General features: G+C 65.7%; 19 protein-coding genes, 3 pseudogenes and 2 riboswitches. Of the genes and pseudogenes, 12 read left to right on the forward strand and 10 right to left on the reverse strand.

Annotation, left to right across the window (positions count from 1 at the left end):
• On the reverse strand, nt 1-152 hold a 152-nt coding region (locus tag JO059_RS11185), incomplete at its 3' end, for a molybdopterin-binding protein (protein WP_293316881.1).
• Nucleotides 153-168: 16 nt separating this feature from the next.
• Between JO059_RS11185 and JO059_RS11190 the strand changes: the two genes are divergently transcribed.
• Nucleotides 169-1,545 carry an adenylate/guanylate cyclase domain-containing protein gene (locus tag JO059_RS11190; RefSeq protein ID WP_293316837.1) on the forward strand — a complete coding sequence of 459 codons (1,377 nt, stop codon included), beginning with the start codon at nt 169-171 and terminating at the stop codon, nt 1,543-1,545.
• On the opposite strand, the gene JO059_RS11195 is transcribed toward JO059_RS11190, so the two are convergent.
• A complete protein-coding gene (locus JO059_RS11195; protein ID WP_293316839.1) occupies nt 1,535-1,852 on the reverse strand; it encodes a hypothetical protein in 318 nt (105 codons plus the stop codon). The genes JO059_RS11190 and JO059_RS11195 overlap by 11 nt on opposite strands.
• A 143-nt stretch (nt 1,853-1,995) precedes the next feature.
• On the opposite strand from JO059_RS11195, the gene JO059_RS11200 reads away from it, so the two are divergent.
• On the forward strand, nt 1,996-2,490 hold the full coding sequence (locus JO059_RS11200; RefSeq protein ID WP_293316842.1) for a macro domain-containing protein: 495 nt from the start codon (nt 1,996-1,998) through the stop codon (nt 2,488-2,490).
• On the opposite strand, the gene JO059_RS11205 is transcribed toward JO059_RS11200, so the two are convergent.
• Nucleotides 2,487-2,792 (reverse strand): MTH1187 family thiamine-binding protein, encoded by a 306-nt coding sequence (locus JO059_RS11205; protein WP_293316845.1) that lies wholly within the window; start codon nt 2,790-2,792, stop codon nt 2,487-2,489. The two genes, JO059_RS11200 and JO059_RS11205, sit on opposite strands and share 4 nt — an antisense overlap.
• Nucleotides 2,793-2,843: 51 nt before the next feature.
• Here JO059_RS11205 and dtd point away from each other — a divergent pair, with 51 nt between their 5' ends.
• Complete coding sequence (gene dtd / locus JO059_RS11210; protein WP_293316847.1) at nt 2,844-3,275, forward strand: D-aminoacyl-tRNA deacylase; 432 nt, start codon at nt 2,844-2,846, stop codon at nt 3,273-3,275.
• A gap of 62 nt (nt 3,276-3,337) precedes the next feature.
• A pseudogene (locus JO059_RS11215) lies at nt 3,338-4,117 on the forward strand (SAM-dependent methyltransferase); the annotation flags it as partial.
• Here JO059_RS11215 and JO059_RS11220 read toward each other — a convergent pair.
• Both JO059_RS11220 and JO059_RS11225 read right to left on the reverse strand, forming a co-directional pair.
• Nucleotides 4,115-5,347, reverse strand: a pseudogene (locus tag JO059_RS11220) (alcohol dehydrogenase catalytic domain-containing protein); the annotation flags it as partial. The pseudogenes JO059_RS11215 and JO059_RS11220 sit on opposite strands and share 3 nt — an antisense overlap.
• Before the next feature lie 30 nt (nt 5,348-5,377).
• Nucleotides 5,378-7,309: an NAD(P)/FAD-dependent oxidoreductase gene (locus JO059_RS11225; RefSeq protein ID WP_293316849.1), complete on the reverse strand. Its 1,932-nt coding sequence runs from the start codon at nt 7,307-7,309 to the stop codon at nt 5,378-5,380.
• A 199-nt stretch (nt 7,310-7,508) separates the two neighbouring features.
• Nucleotides 7,509-7,588: riboswitch (cobalamin riboswitch) on the forward strand.
• 636 nt (nt 7,589-8,224) lie between these two features.
• Nucleotides 8,225-8,369, forward strand: a riboswitch (adenosylcobalamin (AdoCbl) riboswitch).
• Nucleotides 8,370-8,380: 11 nt separating this feature from the next.
• On the opposite strand from JO059_RS11225, the gene JO059_RS11230 reads away from it, so the two are divergent.
• From JO059_RS11230 to JO059_RS11250, 5 genes are all read left to right on the forward strand, one after another.
• The gene (locus JO059_RS11230) at nt 8,381-8,608 is read left to right on the forward strand and encodes a CbtB-domain containing protein (RefSeq protein WP_293316852.1); all 228 of its coding nucleotides are present in this window, start codon (nt 8,381-8,383) and stop codon (nt 8,606-8,608) included.
• A 12-nt stretch (nt 8,609-8,620) separates the two neighbouring features.
• Entirely contained in the window at nt 8,621-9,538 is a 918-nt protein-coding gene (locus tag JO059_RS11235) for a CbtA family protein (protein ID WP_293316855.1), read from the forward strand.
• Nucleotides 9,539-9,574: 36 nt separating this feature from the next.
• Nucleotides 9,575-10,279 (forward strand): hypothetical protein, encoded by a 705-nt coding sequence (locus tag JO059_RS11240; RefSeq protein WP_366516193.1) that lies wholly within the window; start codon nt 9,575-9,577, stop codon nt 10,277-10,279.
• A gap of 48 nt (nt 10,280-10,327) precedes the next feature.
• On the forward strand, nt 10,328-10,792 hold the full coding sequence (locus tag JO059_RS11245) for a hypothetical protein (protein ID WP_293316859.1): 465 nt from the start codon (nt 10,328-10,330) through the stop codon (nt 10,790-10,792).
• Nucleotides 10,793-10,916: 124 nt separating this feature from the next.
• On the forward strand, nt 10,917-12,047 hold the full coding sequence (locus tag JO059_RS11250) for a nitronate monooxygenase family protein (RefSeq protein ID WP_293316861.1): 1,131 nt from the start codon (nt 10,917-10,919) through the stop codon (nt 12,045-12,047).
• 27 nt (nt 12,048-12,074) lie between these two features.
• Here JO059_RS11250 and JO059_RS11255 read toward each other — a convergent pair whose 3' ends face one another.
• The 4 genes from JO059_RS11255 to JO059_RS11270 all read right to left on the reverse strand — a co-directional run bounded on the left by JO059_RS11255 (nt 12,075) and on the right by JO059_RS11270 (nt 13,758).
• Nucleotides 12,075-12,296: a hypothetical protein gene (locus JO059_RS11255; protein ID WP_293316863.1), complete on the reverse strand. Its 222-nt coding sequence runs from the start codon at nt 12,294-12,296 to the stop codon at nt 12,075-12,077.
• Between the two features lie 57 nt (nt 12,297-12,353).
• On the reverse strand, nt 12,354-12,650 hold the full coding sequence (locus JO059_RS11260) for a hypothetical protein (protein WP_293316884.1): 297 nt from the start codon (nt 12,648-12,650) through the stop codon (nt 12,354-12,356).
• Entirely contained in the window at nt 12,650-13,048 is a 399-nt protein-coding gene (locus JO059_RS11265; RefSeq protein ID WP_293316866.1) for a hypothetical protein, read from the reverse strand. Before JO059_RS11265 ends, JO059_RS11260 begins: the two co-directional genes overlap by 1 nt.
• Before the next feature lie 98 nt (nt 13,049-13,146).
• On the reverse strand, nt 13,147-13,758 hold the full coding sequence (locus JO059_RS11270; RefSeq protein WP_293316869.1) for a dihydrofolate reductase family protein: 612 nt from the start codon (nt 13,756-13,758) through the stop codon (nt 13,147-13,149).
• A 162-nt stretch (nt 13,759-13,920) separates the two neighbouring features.
• On the opposite strand from JO059_RS11270, the gene JO059_RS11275 reads away from it, so the two are divergent.
• From JO059_RS11275 to JO059_RS11285, 3 genes are read left to right on the forward strand one after another with little or no spacing between them, the layout of a single operon-like run.
• Entirely contained in the window at nt 13,921-15,201 is a 1,281-nt protein-coding gene (locus JO059_RS11275; protein WP_293316872.1) for a cytochrome P450, read from the forward strand.
• Between the two features lie 9 nt (nt 15,202-15,210).
• Nucleotides 15,211-16,224, forward strand: a complete 1,014-nt coding sequence (locus JO059_RS11280) for an alcohol dehydrogenase catalytic domain-containing protein (RefSeq protein ID WP_293316875.1) — start codon at nt 15,211-15,213, stop codon at nt 16,222-16,224.
• Nucleotides 16,225-16,237: 13 nt separating this feature from the next.
• A complete protein-coding gene (locus tag JO059_RS11285; protein WP_293316878.1) occupies nt 16,238-16,786 on the forward strand; it encodes a YceI family protein in 549 nt (182 codons plus the stop codon).
• Nucleotides 16,787-16,824: 38 nt separating this feature from the next.
• On the opposite strand, the pseudogene JO059_RS11290 reads toward JO059_RS11285, so the two are convergent.
• Nucleotides 16,825-17,137 (reverse strand): annotated as a pseudogene (locus tag JO059_RS11290) (hypothetical protein); the annotation flags it as partial.

The raw sequence follows: 17,137 nt of genomic DNA on the forward strand, positions 1-17,137 counted from the left end.
CCGCAGATGGTGATGTGCGCCAGCTCAACACCCAGCTCCAGGAGGCGATCGGCAATCCAAGGACCGTTTGCATCTTGGACGCGTCCGGTGAGGACTTCTGTTCCCGTCACCACGATGCCGGCGCGTGCGCTCACGGCCCCGAGCCTACGCATCAACTACCGTGAAGCCGTGGCGCAGGCTCCGCGAACTCGCTACGCACGCTGCGGCGACATGGACATCGCCTACCAGGTCATGGGCGACGGCCCGAACGACGTACTCGTGATTTCCGGCCCGTCCATTCCGATCGACTGCATCGATGGCGAGCCGTCCATGCATCGTTTTCATCGACGGCTGGCGTCCTTCAGCCGAATGATTCGTTTCGATCTACGCGGAATGGGCCTGTCCTCGCGGGTTCCCTCTCGCGACCTCCTGGGACCGCGGTTCTGGGCTGAGGACGCGATTTCCGTCATGGATGCGGTCGGATGCGACGAGGTGTCCGTCCTCGCGCCCGGTTACAACGCGATGGCTGGGCTTGTCCTGGCCGCCGATCATTCAGAGCGGGTGCGCAAGCTGGTGGTCCTCAATGGCACCGCACGCATACACTGGGCGCCCGATTATCCGGTCGGCGCGCCGTTGAGCAGCTCCGGCCCCTTTATGACGGTCGCCATGGAGACCGATGCCCTCGAGCGCGGCTTCGACGTTTTGGGGATCGTCGCGCCTAGCGTCGCCGGCGACGATGCGTTCCGCGCGTGGTGGGACTACGCCGGAAATCGGGCTGCGTCGCCGAGCATGGCGCGTGCGGTCGGCGAAGTCGTGGCGGGGGCGGATGTCCGTGAGACGCTCGCGCGGATCGCCGCACCGACGTTGATCGTGCACCGCGCAGACGCGCGCTTCATTCCGGCTGCGCAGGGTCGCTACCTCGCCGAGCACATCGCGGAGTCGCGCTACATCGAGCTACCCGGCGCGGATTCGCTGTATTGGGTCGGGGACTCCGCGCCGATGCTCGACCAGATCGAGGAGTTCATCACCGGTGTGCGCGGGCTCGCTGATGCGGAGCGGGTTCTCACCACAATCGTCTTCACCGATATCGTCGGCTCCACCGAGCGGGCCGCGGCCCTCGGGGACGACCGGTGGCGCGACACGCTGGACAACCACGACATCATCGTGCGTCGTGAGCTGCAGCGGTTCGGTGGTCGCGAAGTGAACACCGCCGGAGACGGGTTCGTGGCGACGTTCGCCAGCCCGAGCGCAGCGATCGCATGCGCGAACGAGATTGTCGACGCTGTCCGCACTTTGGGCGTCGAAGTGCGGGTGGGCATTCATGCGGGCGAGGTGGAGGTTCGCGGCGCGTTGAAGAACGACATCGCGGGCTTGACAGTGCACATCGGCGCACGGGTGGCGGCGCTGGCCGAAGCCAGCGAGGTGCTGGTGTCCTCCACCGTGCGCGACATCGTCACCGGTTCGCGGCATACCTTCGCCGACCGTGGCGCGCACGCGCTCAAAGGGGTGCCGGGCTACTGGCGGGTGCACGCGCTGATCAGAGATCGGGTGACAGTCAGGCCTTAGCGGCCCGGCTGACCCGGCTCACCCGGCTGGCCGGGCTGGCCGGGCTGGCCCGGCTGGCCGCCGGGCCCGGGTGCGCCGCCCGCGCCGCCTTCTCCGCCCGCGCCCGGCTCACCTCCCGGAGCGCCGCCCGCGCCGCCGTCGCCGCCTCGTCCGCCGTCACCACCGGCTCCACCTTCGCCCCCGGCACCTCCAATACCGCCGGCTCCCCCGGCACCGCCGGCACCCCCGGCTCCTCCGGCACCGCCGCGTCCTCCGGCACCGCCGGGTCCCCCCGGTGCGCCGACACCGTCTGTGGTTGGCTTGTCACTGTCCATGCCGTGGGCACCTGCCTCCCTGATAGGACACCAAGTTTCAAGCAGTTGGCGTCAAGCCAGTCTAAGCGGGCCGAGCCGACCAACGAACCGAGTCGTCGAAACCCCGCATGGATCAGCGGAGCGCGACAATGGGCGGATGATCGTCGCAGAGGTAGTGCAGGCCGACATAACCCAGCTGGAACTCGACGCCATCGCCAACGCTGCCAACACCCAACTCCGGCACGGCGGCGGCGTCGCCGCGGCAATCGCCCGCGCGGGCGGGCCCGAGGTGCAACGCGAGTCGAACGAGAAGGCCCCCATCGGGCTCGGTGAGGCGGTCGAGACCACGGCCGGTGACATGCCCGCGCGGTACGTCATTCACGCGGCGACGATGGAGCTCGGGGGCCCGACGTCGGCCGACATCATCACCCGCGCCACCCACTCCACGCTCCGGAAGGCCGACGAACTCGGCTGCCGCTCCCTGGCGCTGGTGGCGTTCGGCACGGGTGTCGGCGGCTTCCCGCTCGACGACGCCGCACGGCTGATGGTCGACGTCGTCCAGAAATACCGGGCGACTTCACTGCAGAAGGTGGTGTTCGCCGTCCACGGTGACGAGGCCGAGCAGGCGTTCCTGAAGGCGGTGCACGGCTAACCGTCGGACAGATGGCGCTCGACCGAGGCGACCTTCTGAGTCATGGCGTCCTTGGCTCCAGGTCGCCAGTCCGCCTTGATCACCGTGCTGACCCGGGGCGCGCGAGCAGCCACCGCCTCGACCGCGTGCTGCACGACTGTCATCACTTCTTCCCAGGTCTCGCCTTCGACCACGGTGAACATCGAATCCGTCTTGTTGGGCAGGCCGGATTCGCGGACCACCCGTACCGCAGCGGCAACGATTTCGCCGACGTCCTCGCCAACCCCGAGCGGAGTCACGGAGAACGCGACGAGAACGGACACCTGACGAGCGTACTTAACCATTTCGCGGCGCTGCTGGCAGCATCGAGGGTCATGCGGGTTCTGGTGCAAAGGGTCTCGTCGGCGGCGGTGTCGGTGGCTGGTGAGGTGGTGGGCGTCATCCGGCCCGACGGTCAGGGCCTGCTCGCATTCGTCGGTGTCACCCACGGGGACGACGCCGAGAAAGCGCGGCGGCTCGCCGAAAAGCTATGGTATCTAAGGATACTCGACGACGAACGGTCTGCGGCGGATGTCGGCGCGCCGGTCTTGGTCGTCAGCCAGTTCACCCTGTACGCCGATACTGCAAAGGGCCGCCGGCCGTCATGGAACGCGGCGGCGCCCGGTGCCGTCGCCGAGCCGCTCGTCGCAGCTTTTGCGGAAGCGTTGCAGGAACTGGGAGCTCACGTGCAACGCGGCATATTTGGGGCGAACATGCAGGTCGAGTTGGTCAACGACGGCCCGGTGACACTGATTTTGGAGCTCTGACAATATTGCTGCGAGTACCTTGGTCATGTCGGGTTCGTCTGGCGAATTTGGACGGGAGGGCTATGACCACGCCGCCTGAATTTGGGTCACTGCGATCCGAGGACGATCAGTGGGACATCGCGAGCAGCGTCGGTTACACCGCCTTGCTGGTGGCGGGCTGGCGCGCGCTGCATGCGGCGAGTCCGCGACCGCTGGTCCGGGACGAGTACGCGAGAATCTTCATCGCAGCCTCACGGGACCCATATCTGGCGGGCGTGCTTGCCAATCCGGGGACCTCCGACGACGAGACGGCCTTTCCCCGGCTTTACGGCGTGCAGACCCGGTTCTTCGACGACTTCTTCACGTCCGCCGGTGAGGCGGGCATTCGGCAGGCGGTGATTGTCGCCGCCGGATTGGACTCCCGGGCGTATCGGCTTGAATGGCAACCGGGGACAACGGTTTTCGAAGTCGATCTGCCGAAGGTCCTGGACTTCAAGGGGCGGGTGCTGGACCAGCATGGCGCCGCTCCCAAAGCTCGCCGGGTGGAGGTCGCGGCCGATTTGCGCACCGACTGGTCGAGGACACTGGAAGCCGCGGGCTTTGACACGGAAAGCCCCAGCGCCTGGTCGGTGGAGGGAGTGCTGCCCTATCTGACCGACGAAGCGCAGAATCACCTCTTCACCCGGGTCAGCGGGCTCAGCGCCCCGCGCAGCCGAATCGCCATCGGCGCGCTCGGCACGCGCTTGGATCGCGAACAGCTTGCGGCCCTCGAAACGGAGCATCCCGGGGTCAACATGTCGGGCGACGTGGATTTCTCGGCCCTGACCTACGAACCCAAGAGCGATCCCGCGGAATCGCTTGTCGCCCATGGCTGGGCGGTGGAACCCGTCCGCAACACGCTCGCGCTCCAGGCCGGCTACGGGATGACCCCGCCGGAGGTGGACGTCAAGATCGACGCCATCATGCACTCGGAATACATCACGGCGAGCCGGCCGGGGTGAGCCGGGATGGCGATGAACTCGAGGCTCTCCGCCGCCGGCGCCGACAAGCTCCCCGGAGCACGGAAATTAGGGCCTGAGCAGAATCTTCACCTCGGCACCCGGGCGTGACCCTGCGGTTGCGTAGCCTTTCGCCGCTTCGTCCAACGGCAACGTGGTGGTGCAGATGCCGTCGACGTCGAGCCGGCCGGACACCAAGAGCGGGATGAGCTCCGGCCAGGTGCGCTGGACGGGCGCGGTCGTCATCCGCAATGTGATGCTGCGAATGAGGCAGCCCAGCGCGGGCATCGGGAACGGCTGCATGTCGTGCACACCGACTACCGAAACCGTGCCGCCCGGCCGCACCGCGTTGAGCGCGTCGGTCATGGACGCATCCGTGCCGACCGCGTCGATCACCGAGTCGGCGCCACGTCCGCCGGTGGCGTCGACGATGGCCGCTGCTGCGGGCGACGCAATGGGTGTCGCCCCCCACCGCGCGGCACGCTGCAGGCGTCCTTCGACGCGGTCGGCCGCGAAAACCGTTGCCGCGCCCTGGGAAAATGCGCTGCGCAGCGCGCATAGGCCAACCGCGCCCAGCCCGATCACGGCGACGGTGCCGCCGAAAGGAATATCAGCTCGCTGGGCCGCAGCCCAGCCGGTGGCGAGGTTGTCGGTCAGCAGCACCGCCTGCTCCGTGCTGATTCCCTCCGGCATCTTGAGGAGCTGAAAGTCGGCGGCCGGCACTGCGAGCAGATCGGCCTGCGCACCGGGAAGCACACCGCCGCCGAAGATTTGAAAGCCGGAGTAGCACATGACCGGGTCCCGGGTGGCGCACCCGGGGCAGGCCCCGCAGCCAGTCACCGACGAGACCATGACCGGGTCTCCCGCCTTGACCGTGTGCACCTCGGGCCCGGTCTCGACGACCGTGCCGACCGCTTCGTGCCCGAGCGCCATGGGCCCTGCGAGCGGATAGTCGCCCTCGTAGAAATGCAGGTCCGATCCGCAGATGCCGGCGGCGGTCACGGCAACGATTGCGCCGTCGGGGCCGGGAAGCATCGGATCGGGGCAAGTGTCGACCCGAATGTTGGCAGGCCCGTCGAGAACTACCGTACGCATATCGGGTGGCTCACTTCCTCTGCCGCGCGCTCATTCTTTATTGCGCACAATGAATTGCGACCAGTCCGGCTCGCGGACCGCGGCCCAGTACTCGTGGAGTCGCCATGGGCTGACGGTGTGGATCTCGCCGTCGGCGTTCTTGAAGTACGAGTGTTTGACGGCGGGGTGCGACCACACCATCTTCTTGATTTCGGCCTGCGTCCGTTCATGCCACTCGGCGGCCGCCTCGGCCGTCGGCTCCATCGAATGCAGGTCATCTTCGACGAGACGCTCGAGACACCGGTTGATGTAGCGCATTTGGAGTTCGGATTGGAAGATCAGGCTTCCGCCGTGGGCAAGGTGTGTTCCCGGTCCGTAGATGATGAATAGGTTGGGGAACTCCGGGACGGTGATGCCGAGGTACGCGTACGGGCGTCGTCCCCACCTCCGGTGCAGGTCAATCCCGTTACGGCCAAGGATTTTCAGCGGCCAGAGCACGTCGGTGTGCCGGAATCCGGTGGCGTAGATGATGACGTCGGCATCGTGGGTCGTTCCGTCTTGGGTGATGACGCCGTGGGCCGCGATCTGCCGAATCGGTGTGCGCACCAACTCGACGTTGTCCCGTTGCAACGTCCGCAACCAGCTGCCGTTGTCCTGCAGCGTCCGTTTGCCCGTCGCGGGGTAGTCGGGCAAAACCTTGGCCAGGAGCTCGAGGCCGTCGCCGATCTGGTCGGTGATCCACTGCGTGAACATCATTCGGGCGGCAGCGTTGATGTCGCTGACGGCGTAATCCTGATCGGCGTAATCCGGGTCGGCGCGCGCGGCGTCGAGGCCCTTGTCGGCGCCCGGCCACAGCACGAGGAATCGATACCAGCGGCCGTAGAACGGAAGGTGGCGCATCGCCCAGCGCATACCGTCGCCGACCTCGTCGTGATACATCGGGTTCGGAAACATCCACTGGGCGGTGCGCTGGAAAACGGTGAGCCGGTCGACGGTGCCGGCGATGGCGGGTGCGATCTGGAATCCGCTGGCGCCGGCCCCAATGAGCGCGACCCGCTTGCCCGTGAGGTCGACGGAGTGATCCCAGGCCGCGGAATGAAACGAGCGGCCCGCGAAGCCGTCGGCACCGTCGATTTCAGGGAGATGCGGCCTACTGAGCTGACCGACCGCAGTGATCAGGGCTCGCGCACGCATGGTTTCGGTCTGCCCGTCTGCCGCGCGCAGCGCGACGTTCCACATGCCGTCGTGATCGCTCCACTCGGCCGCTACGACCTCGGTGTTCCACCGCACACGCTTGGCCAGGTCGTGCTTGGTCATGACATCGGCGAAATAGGCTTGCAGCTCATGCTGTTCGGCGAAGAAGTGCGTCCAATCGTTGTTGGGTTCGAAGCTGTAGCAGTAGAAGTGGTTTGCGACGTCGACCCGCGCGCCGGGATAGCTGTTTTCCCACCATGTTCCGCCAGGCCCGGGGTTCTTCTCCACGATCGTGAAGGGGATGTTGGCTTGTTGCAGGCGGATCCCCGCCAGGATGCCGGATTCGCCGCAACCGACGACGAGGACCGGCAGCTCGGCGGTCGATTCGGTCGGCAGTGTCGCCGGGCGGCGAGGATCGACTCCCTCGAGGTCCATCTCTTCCAGGATCAGCGGTAGGTAGTCGTCGGTGACGTGCTCGCAGGCCGCCCAGTCCATCATTTCCCGAATGAGATCCAGGCTCAGCGGCTTTGGTTCCGGGCAACCGCGGTCTCGATACTCGGTGAGCACCGGCAGCGCCGCCGCGCGGGCACGTGCCTTGTCCTCCTCCGACATGAAACCCTGAATCTCGTTGAGGAAGATGCCCATTGGCTTGAAGTCGCGAATGAACCGCGGGTCGCCAGTGATATGGACGAGTGAGAGTAGCAGCGTCGGAATGCTCACATCCTCGAGCGCAGCCGCGATGTCGGCGGTTGACGCGGTGAAGGGCCGGCCGGCGTAGCGACTGCGCATCAAGCCGATCCTTTCGGTGGGCCGGGAGTCAATTACGCTACTCGGCGTTGCGTAATGGCAGCCCTACGCTACTCCGTCGCGCCGGAGCGGATCAAGAAGACCGCCGATAGTTAGCCTGTCTCTCGGAGCGTCGACCGGTGGAAGGGTTGGGATTGACTAGCGAGTTCACTGGCCCATATCCTCCCCTATTGCGTGTATTAGCAGGAACCTGGTGGAAATCCAGGACGGTCGCGCCACTGTGATCCAGTCCGCAGCAGCGGATCTGAAAGTCAGACACTGCGATGCACGTGACCTTTGTTGACGGGGACGCGAAATCCCCTGGAAGGAGATTTTTATGGCTACTTGCACGCATGGCGTCGCAACCCCGGCGCGCCTGAGTCGTCTGCCAGTCCTGACTGGGTGCGCTGACGAGAAGGGCTAGCGGACACGGCAGGCCATCGACGTGATGACCGCGTGGGCGACTCCTGATGCGGAGTCGGATTCGTGGCTGGCAGAGTCGCCACATATGCCGGTGCCGATCCGCAGGGCGCGGTGAAACTGACGGTTGGGTTCATCAACCTCTCGGCCATCCTGCTCCTGCAGCTGCGGGATTCGATGGCAGGGACGTTCAGACGATCCTTCGGATGCTGCGCGAATCACGCTTATCCCAACGGCGTGAACGTGATCCAGATCCCTCGGAGTTGGGAAGCTGAGGGGGGAGCCTATGTAACGCCTTCTCACGAACATCTAGCGAAATGCTTGCAACAGGCCCAATCATTGGCCTGGTTGGGCCTGTACAAGACATTTCAAACCCGTCAGGGATCTCATATGGATCGCTTGGCGGCATCAGCCCGAACCACGTGCTTCCGAACTACAGAAGGAGTGGGTTGGCAAACACGTCAACCGGTCTCGGTTGACGTGCCGTTTGGGCGTGTGTTTCTCTGGCATATTGATGGCGGCGCATGGAACCCGGTGAGAGTCCGGGACGGTTGCGCCACTGTGAGCTCGATGTTGGTTGTCGGGTGAGTCAGATCTTTCGCCGCCATCATCTGTCTGAGGGTAGGGGCGCATCACCCCTGAAGGAGGTTTCTGATGGCAAGCATTCCCGTTTCCGTGCCGGGTCGTCGCGTCGGTGTGTCGGCCGACGCGCTATCGAAGGGCCGGGTATTGGCGGTTTTGGGCGTGACGGTTTTTCTGGCGCTGCTGGCCTATTACTTCGTCGGGGTGGACGAGGGCATGGTCTCGGTGTTCGGCAAGACGATGGTGGTCCACGAGTGGGTGCATGACGCCCGGCACTTCCTCGGCTTTCCCTGCCACTGATCGGGGGAGCTGATGGAGGTCCGTGTCATCGGGCGCGGGACCCTCGCGGGTCTGATCGCCGGGGTATTCGGTTTCGTCTTCGCCCGCATCTGGGCGGAGCCCATCATCCGCAAGTCGATCGACTACGAATCGGGTCGCGACGACGCCCTGGCCGCGCTGAACACGGCAGCCGGGCGACCGGTGGCTCCCGACGGGCCGGAGATTTTTAGTCGGACGATGCAGTCCACGGTAGGCATCGCCACCGGCAGCATCGTGTTCGCGATGGCAATGGGTGCACTGGTGGCGGTCGCCTATCTGGTGTTGCACGGCCGTTTCGCGCTGCGCCCGCGAACGCTGGCCTGGCTGATTGCCGTGTTCGGCTTCCTCGGTGTGTATCTGCTGCCGTTCGTGAAGTACCCGGCCAACCCGCCGGCGATCGGGCACACCTTCACGATCGTGACCCGTGGCCGGTTGTATCTAACGATGGTCACCGCGTCGCTGATCCTGCTCGGGCTGGCGGTGTTTGCCGCGCGACGGCTCTCACGCCGGATCGGGCTGTATCGGGCCGTGCTGATCGCGACCGCGGTGTTCTTGATGCTCTATGGCGTGCTGCTGTTGGGGTTGCCGTCACTGGGCGAGTTGTCTGCGAACACGGCGCACGCTGATCAGTTCGGGTTCTCCCCGGCTGCCACCGAGACCCCGCAGCCGATCACCAACATCTTGTCCACGCCGTTGGTGGTCGACGGCAAGTCCATCGCGCCAGGGCAAATCGTCTATCCCGGCTTCGACGCTGATTTGCTGTGGAAGTTCCGCTGGTATTCGCTGATCAACCAGGTGTTGGTGTGGACCACGATCGGGTTGGTTTTCGGTGTTCTCATCGAGCGTCTGGTTGCCGGTGGCGGCAAGCACACGTCTGCAACGCCGGTGGATGAAAACGCCTCGGTGGCATAGGTCGTGACGCAGCCGGGTCTGTCCTTCTGCTGGACGCTGTCCGCCGACCTGACGGCACTCGGGCCGTTCTTCGCGGTCGAAACCCACGTGCACGGCACGCCAGTGCCACCGCCGTGGCAGCCGATGACCGTACTCATCGCTGAAACCGGCGTGTTGGCTGCACGGGTCGAGGCGGTCCGGACTGTGCTCGTCATCCGTGCAAGCCGCCAGCCCCAGGATCTCGACATCAGGGTGGCGGCGTCGGTGACGCATCTCGGGCTGGTGGCTCGGCTGGTCGCACCCATGATCGGGGCGATCGCCCTGGGCTACCCGCAACTTTCGTGGAGCCTCGACGATTTGTGGTGGCAGAACACCCTGGGCGCGCCCTACCCACTCTCGATCACTTCGGGGTCAATGTGTGGGGCCCTCGGAACAGGTGCTGCCATCGAAGCAATCACCACCGTGATGGCCGAACGCTACCGGATGAGCTACCAGGTGCTGTGGGGCAACATCGGCTCGGCCGCCAACAGTGCCGCCCGGGTCATCTGCACCACGCGACCCGACCTGACCACCACAGCTCATGCCGCCGCCGATGCCTTCCTAGCAGATCCCCGAATAGACGGCGGTGCCCTACGGGCAGGACCTCTGTTCCGGCGGCGAAGCTGTTGTCTGATCTATCGCGTCGCGAACGACCGTGGCGCTTGCTGTGGCGACTGCATTCTCAGGTCGGCTCGACAAGGCGGCGTCGGCAGCAATCGCTGAATCCAACTGCCCGCGGACTGACCGCAGCGCTTGCGAAACAATAAAGACGTGGTCACATTGCTCGCCGCCTGCAGTGGGTTCTTGCTCGCCGTGTTATGGATGGACCTGATCTTCGATGTCCAGGTTCTCGCGCACCGGGCTATCGGTGGGGAGCTACCCGAGGCCGTGCTCGCTTCCATTGCGGGGTATTACCACCGCGCGACCACCACATCGCGACCGATGAGCCGATTGATCGGCCTGGTCATGTTGATCTTGTTGGGCGCGTTAGGGTTTCAGGCCGCTCGGGGGCGTGACCCGGGCTGGCTGCTGGCGATATCGGCCGGGCTCGCTCTTGCCCCGATAATGCTGGCTTTGACGCGCACGGTCCCCCACGCCATGCGGCTCGGACACCGCACGGACAGCCCGGCCGAACAAACCCGCCTGGCGAGATCGATCTGCCGGGACCACTTCGCGTGCGCTGGCTGCATCTTCGCGTTTCTGGTCCTATGGCTGGTGCGTTCGGCAACAATATGACGGGCCGTAGTACGTAGGCGCAGGTCAAGACCGGCTGGCCACGTCAACGACCTCCGTACTAAACTAGAACACGTTTCAGTTCTTCCGGCATAATTTTTCAGAGTCAAGCTTTTCAGGAGTAGGCATGCACACCGCGATCTGCGACGAGCTCGGGATCGAGTTCCCGATCTTCGCTTTCACCCACTGCCGCGACGTTGTGGTCGCCGTCAGCAAGGCCGGTGGCTTCGGCGTGCTGGGCGCCGTCGGCTTCACCCCCGAGCAGTTGGAGATCGAGCTGAAGTGGATCGACGAGAACATCGGCGACCACCCCTACGGGGTCGACATTGTCATCCCGAACAAGTACGAGGGCATGGATTCTCACCTCTCTGCCGAGGAGCTGGCCGAGACGCTGCGCAAAATGGTGCCGCAGGAGCATCTTGACTTCGCCAAAAAGATCCTGGCCGATCACGGTGTCCCGGTCGAGGACGCCGACGAGGACAGCCTCCAGTTGCTCGGGTGGACCGAGGCGACCGCCACCCCGCAGGTCGAAGTGGCGCTGAAGCACCCCAAGGTGGCGATGATCGCCAACGCGCTGGGCACTCCCCCGGCGGACATGATCAAGCACATTCACGAGGCCGGTCGCAAGGTGGCCGCGCTGTGTGGGTCGCCGTCGCAGGCCCGCAAGCACGCGGATGCCGGCGTCGACGTCATCATCGCCCAGGGCGGCGAGGCGGGCGGCCACTGCGGCGAGGTGGGCTCGATCGTGTTGTGGCCGCAGGTCGTCAAGGAAGTCGCTCCCGTACCAGTGTTGGCCGCCGGTGGTATCGGCAGCGGCCAGCAGATCGCCGCCGCCCTGGCACTCGGTGCCCAGGGAGCGTGGACCGGCTCGCAATGGCTGATGGTCGAGGAGTCGTCGAACACCCCGGTCCAGCAGGCGGCGTACGCCAAGGCCTCCAGCAGGGACACCGTGCGCAGCCGTTCCTTCACCGGCAAGCCTGCCCGGATGCTGCGCAACGACTGGACCGAGGCGTGGGAGCAATCCGACAACCCGAAGCCGCTCGGCATGCCGTTGCAGTACATGGTGTCCGGCATGGCCGTGCGCGCCACCAACAGGTACCCCAACGAGAGCGTCGACGTCGCCTTCAACCCGGTCGGCCAGGTCGTCGGCCAATTCGCCAAGGTGGAAAAGACTTCCGCGGTCATCGAGCGCTGGGTACAGGAGTACCTCGAGGCGACGGCCAGGTTGGACGAACTCAACGAGGCCGCGGCCGTTTAAGCCGTCTGAGGCGTCCAACCAGAGGGGCTACTCCTCGTCGACTTCATCCTTACCGGTGAAGACCTCCTTGGCTCGATCCACGGCGTAGGTGCCGATTTCGATCGAGTTCTGAACGATGCCGCTGGCACCGCCGGAGATGTCACCCCGGATGATGTCACCGGCGTGTTCGACGATGTCCGACGCCTTTTCGACGGCGTTGGTCGCGATGTCCTTAGCCGCGTCGACTGCGTCTTTGGGGTTGAAGCCCATCGGAATCTCCTTTTGTGGCAGGACCTTTGGTACGACTCTAGACGCGCCGCGCATGCGTCAGTAATCCACCAGGGTGCGCCAGTAGTCTTCGGGGATCTCGGCGCCCGAACGCAATACCCGTGCCAGGCCGATGGCCATCGCCACGCCGAGCAGGCCCAGCAGCAGCCCCGCCAGTCCGATCACCGCCCAGAGCACGGCGGTGACCACCGGCCACGGCGACAGCACGGCGAGCACCGGCGCGAAGAAGAAGCCGGTCCCGACGTACCAGGCGGAGCCGGCCCTATCGGAGGCGAGCACGAAGCGCAGCCAGCGCGGAATCGGGGTTTGGGCCGGCTGAGCGCGGGCCATGACGATCAGAAAGCAGGGGGGAAGAATCCCGCCCCGGTGAACCATCCCTCCTGCCACCCCTGATCGCCCAGACACAGCATGGGAAGTCCGCGATCCGACTGCGCCGCGGCTTGTGGGCCCGGGCATTTCGCGCCCGCCTGCTGGACGCCGTACAGCGGGTAGGAGATGACCCAGTAACCCGTGGTAGCCGGTGGGAATTGGTTGGGTGGGGGGAAATGGCAGGCTTCCGCCTGGCCGCTGGGGCCGCGGCCGAAGATGAAGTGTTCGTAGTTGTCGCACGGTGCACCCAGCGAGGCTTGGTAGTTCATGTTCGGCACGTCGCCGTCGTAACCGGCTGCAGCTGTCGGCGCGACGCTGATAGCACCACCCGTGATCGCAGCGACGGCGAGTACTTCGCGGATCATGCGCTCCACCCCTTCCCGTTTAGCCCGGTGACCTGCACCAAAGCATATCGATTGTGCCGCACACCACAAGCTCGTTATCGGGTGGCGGCTTTCCGGCATTACCTGCGCCGGTACGTGCAGACGAGTACGCCGGTCCCCGTCGTCGTCGCAGAAATCAGTTCCAACGCGCGCACCCGACCGTCATCGGGGAACACTCGCTTGCCACCACCGAGCAGGATCGGCTCGATCATCAAACGATATTCGTCGACCAAGTCATGCTCGACCAGTTGCGCGGCCAGCGACGCGCTGCCCATCACCTGGAGCGACCGACCCGCGCCTGCGCGCAATTCACGAATCGCGGCGATCGCGTCCTCGGGAGATAGCAGCACCGAGCCGGACCAGGTGAGATCTTCTTGGCCGAGGGTGCGCGAGGCCACGTACTTCGGGAGTTCGTTCATCCGGTCAGCGAACGCGTCGCCCGCGCGACTCGGCCACGCCGCGGCCATCGTCTGCCAGGTTCGGCGGCCGAACAGCAGCGCGTCGGTGCCCTCCATGGCCTCGGAAATGGCGGGTCCCATCGTTTCGGCTTCGAAATAATCCATGGACCAGCCGCCGTGCGCGAATCCTCCGTCGGTGTCCTCGCGTTCGCCCCCCGGGGCTTGGACAACCCCGTCCAGGCTCATGAAGTCGCTCAGAACGATGTGCATGTTGCCGCCTTCCCAGTCGGTCACTACTCATCCCTAACGACCGGCGGCGCCCACGAAACTCATCGGCGCTGAACACGTTGCAATTCAGTTTGGCGATCTCGCCGCGCCGCTTCCCAGCGTGGTGTAGCAGTGGTTTATTGGCACAGAGAAGACGACTAGACGACTTCGCACCCGAGGAGCGGTTATATGCCAACCACCCAGTCGACGACCCAGCCGAATCTGCCCCCGGGATTCGATTTCACCGACCCGGACATCTACGCCGAGCGGCTGCCGGTGGAAGAACTCGCCGAGATGCGCCGAACGGCGCCGATCTGGTGGAACGAGCAGCCCATTGGCGCGGGGGGATTCGACGACGGCGGCTTCTGGGTGGTGACCAAGCACAAGGACGTCAAGGAGATCTCGTTGCGCAGCGACGTCTTTTCCAGCCTGCAAAAGACGGCCCTGCCGCGCTACAAAGACGGCACGATCGGCGAGCAGGTCGAGCGGGGAAAGTACGTCCTGTTGAACATGGACGCGCCGCAGCACACCCGGCTGCGCAAGATCATCTCGCGCGCCTTCACCCCCCGAGCGGTCGAGCGCCTGCGCCACGACCTTCGCGAGCGCGCCCGTCGCATCGTCGAGACGGCCGCGGCCGACGGATCCGGCGACTTCGTCGAGCAGGTGTCATGCGAGCTGCCGCTTCAGGCCATCGCGGGCCTCATGGGCGTGCCGCAGGAGGACCGCAAGAAGCTCTTCCACTGGTCCAACGAGATGGTCGGCGACCAGGACCCCGAGTTCGCGAGCAACGACGCCATCACCGCTTCCCTCGAGCTGATCACGTACGGCATGCAGATGGCCGCCGACCGGGCAAAGAACCCGGGCGAGGACCTCGTCACCAAACTGGTCCAGGCAGACATCGACGGCCACAAGCTTTCCGACGACGAGTTCGGCTTCTTCGTCATCCTGCTGGCGGTGGCCGGCAACGAGACCACCCGCAACTCCATCACCCAGGGCATGATGGCCTTCACCGACTTCCCAGACCAGTGGGAGCTGTTCAAGCGCGAGCGGCCCGGCACCGCGGCCGACGAGATCGTGCGGTGGGCCACGCCGGTCACGTCGTTCCAGCGAACGGCGCTCGAGGACTACGAGCTGTCCGGCGTGCAGATCAATAAGGGTCAGCGGGTGGTGATGTTCTACCGCTCCGCCAATTTCGACGAGGACGTGTTCGACGACCCGTTCACCTTCAACATCCTGCGCGACCCCAACCCGCACGTCGGGTTCGGCGGCACCGGTGCGCACTACTGCATCGGGGCCAACCTGGCGCGCATGACGATCGACCTCATGTTCAACGCGATCGCCGACGTGTTGCCGGACCTGGAGTCGGTCGGCAAGCCGGAGCGGCTGCGGTCGGGCTGGCTTAACGGGATCAAGCACTGGCAGGTCGACTACCACAGCGATGGGGTGACGAAATGCCCTGTGTCACATTAAGTTAGCCCGATGGCCACTCATCAAGCTGTCCGGATACGGTCCGCAGGCGGTGCGCTCGAGCTGGCCGAGGTCGAGACGCGGACGCCGGGTCGCGACGAGGTGCGCCTGACGGTCACCGCCTGCGGCATCTGCGGAACCGATCGCGCCTTCGTCCACGGCGGCTTCCCGAACATCTCCTGGCCGTTGACGCCGGGGCACGAAATCGCCGGGACGATCGCCGAACTCGGTGAGGGCGTCGAGGGTTTCGCGGTGGGCGATCGCGTCGCCGTCGGCTGGTTCGGCGGATGCTGCAACCACTGCGACCCTTGCCGCAAGGGCATATTCATTCACTGCGTCAACGGGAAGGTCCCGAGCTGGCACTATCCCGGCGGTTACGCCGAATCGGTGACGGTACCCGCCACCGCCTTGGCCCGGATCCCGGCGGAACTGTCCGATGTGGACGCCGCGCCCATGGGGTGCGCCGGGGTCACTACGTACAACGCGCTGCGCCACACCAAGGCGTTGCCGGGCGACCGGGTCGCCATCCTCGGCATCGGCGGGCTCGGCCATCTCGGCGTGCAGTTCGCGCGCGCGATGGGCTTCGAGACCATCGCCATCGCTCGCGGCACCGGAAAGGCCGACGATGCCCGAAAGCTGGGCGCCCATCACTACATCGACTCCACCGCTCGTGACATCTCCGCGGCGCTGCAGGCGCTGGGCGGGGCGGCGGTCGTGCTGGCGACCGCCGGCAACTCCCAGGCCATGGCCGACACGATCGGCGGGCTGGCGCCCCAGGGTGAGCTGGTCACTATCGGAGTGACCCCCGACCCGCTGCCCATCAGTCCCGTGCAGCTGATCACCCCGGGGCTCAGCATCGTGGGTCATCCCTCCGGCACGGCCAAAGACGTCGAGGACACCATGCGTTTCGCGGTCCTGTCCGGGGTGCGCGCGTGGACCCAAGAACTGCCGCTGCCGCTGGCGGCCGAGGGCTACGCCGCACTTGAGCAGGGGCGGGCGCATTACCGCACCGTTCTGACGATGTGACTACGGTCGGGTTGTGACAGATCGCTGGACTTTGGACGAGTCCGACGGCGAGTTGATGATCCGCACCGGTGTCACCGGCAGGGCGGCGCGCATGGGCCATCGGCTCACGATCGCGGTGAAGCGCTGGCAGGCCTCGGTGAGGTGGGCCGGCGCCGAACCGGTGAGTGCCGAGCTGGTCGTCGAGGTCGATTCCCTCGAAGTGTTGCGCGGCGAGGGCGGGGTCAAGGGCCTGTCCGGGCCGGAGAAAGCACTGGTCAGATCGAACGCCTGGAAGTCACTGGATGCCGGACGCCATCCCGAAATCCGATTCACCGCCGACACCGTTGACAAGACCGACGACGGGTACCGTCTCACCGGAACGCTGCACATTCGCGGGCGGTCCGGTGCCCACGTCATCGATTTGCGTACAGAAAATCTCGGCGGAGCGTGGCGGATGTCCGCGGAAACCAGCGTTCGGCAGACCGATTACGGCGTCAAGCCCTACTCGCTGTTGATGGGCTCGGTCCAGGTTGCCGACGAGGTCTCGTTAACTTTCACCGCTATTCGCGCCGCCAACGATTGACGTTCGGGCATCGTCCCAACGGTATCGGCGCCGCAGGGTCATTGCCCTGGTTCCCCGGTGTCACCGGGGATGTGCTCAAGCATTCTGGTCAGGTAGGGCTGCCGTGCGTTGGAGTTCGGTTGCTGCTCGGCGGGAGCACCGTCCTGCTGCGCTGGCACGCCGGCCTCCCGAGCCGGCTCGCCCACGGGCGCCGCGGACTTGGTGGTGGACGGCCTGTCCTCTGCGGGCGGCGCGCCGGCCGGCGCGACAGCGGCCGCGACCTCGGGCGCCGGCGTGTTCACCACATGCCTCGCCGGCGTGGCCTGGCTGCCTGGGGCGAGTTCGAGACCGACTGCGACCGACAGCGAAGTG

The organism is Mycobacterium sp. (genome assembly GCF_019247615.1).
Lineage (GTDB): Bacteria > Actinomycetota > Actinomycetes > Mycobacteriales > Mycobacteriaceae > Mycobacterium.

What these genes read in the sequence shown, in the direction of transcription:
- JO059_RS11275 (WP_293316872.1), top strand. Translation starts at nt 13,921, where the DNA reads ATGCCAACCACCCAGTCGACGACCCAGCCGAATCTGCCCCCGGGATTC.
- JO059_RS11230 (WP_293316852.1), top strand. Translation starts at nt 8,381, where the DNA reads ATGGCAAGCATTCCCGTTTCCGTGCCGGGTCGTCGCGTCGGTGTGTCG.
- JO059_RS11255 (WP_293316863.1), bottom strand. Translation starts at nt 12,296, where the DNA reads ATGGGCTTCAACCCCAAAGACGCAGTCGACGCGGCTAAGGACATCGCG.
- JO059_RS11280 (WP_293316875.1), top strand. Translation starts at nt 15,211, where the DNA reads ATGGCCACTCATCAAGCTGTCCGGATACGGTCCGCAGGCGGTGCGCTC.
- JO059_RS11250 (WP_293316861.1), top strand. Translation starts at nt 10,917, where the DNA reads ATGCACACCGCGATCTGCGACGAGCTCGGGATCGAGTTCCCGATCTTC.
- JO059_RS11200 (WP_293316842.1), top strand. Translation starts at nt 1,996, where the DNA reads ATGATCGTCGCAGAGGTAGTGCAGGCCGACATAACCCAGCTGGAACTC.
- JO059_RS11235 (WP_293316855.1), top strand. Translation starts at nt 8,621, where the DNA reads ATGGAGGTCCGTGTCATCGGGCGCGGGACCCTCGCGGGTCTGATCGCC.
- JO059_RS11225 (WP_293316849.1), bottom strand. Translation starts at nt 7,309, where the DNA reads ATGCGCAGTCGCTACGCCGGCCGGCCCTTCACCGCGTCAACCGCCGAC.
- JO059_RS11265 (WP_293316866.1), bottom strand. Translation starts at nt 13,048, where the DNA reads ATGATCCGCGAAGTACTCGCCGTCGCTGCGATCACGGGTGGTGCTATC.
- dtd (WP_293316847.1), top strand. Translation starts at nt 2,844, where the DNA reads ATGCGGGTTCTGGTGCAAAGGGTCTCGTCGGCGGCGGTGTCGGTGGCT.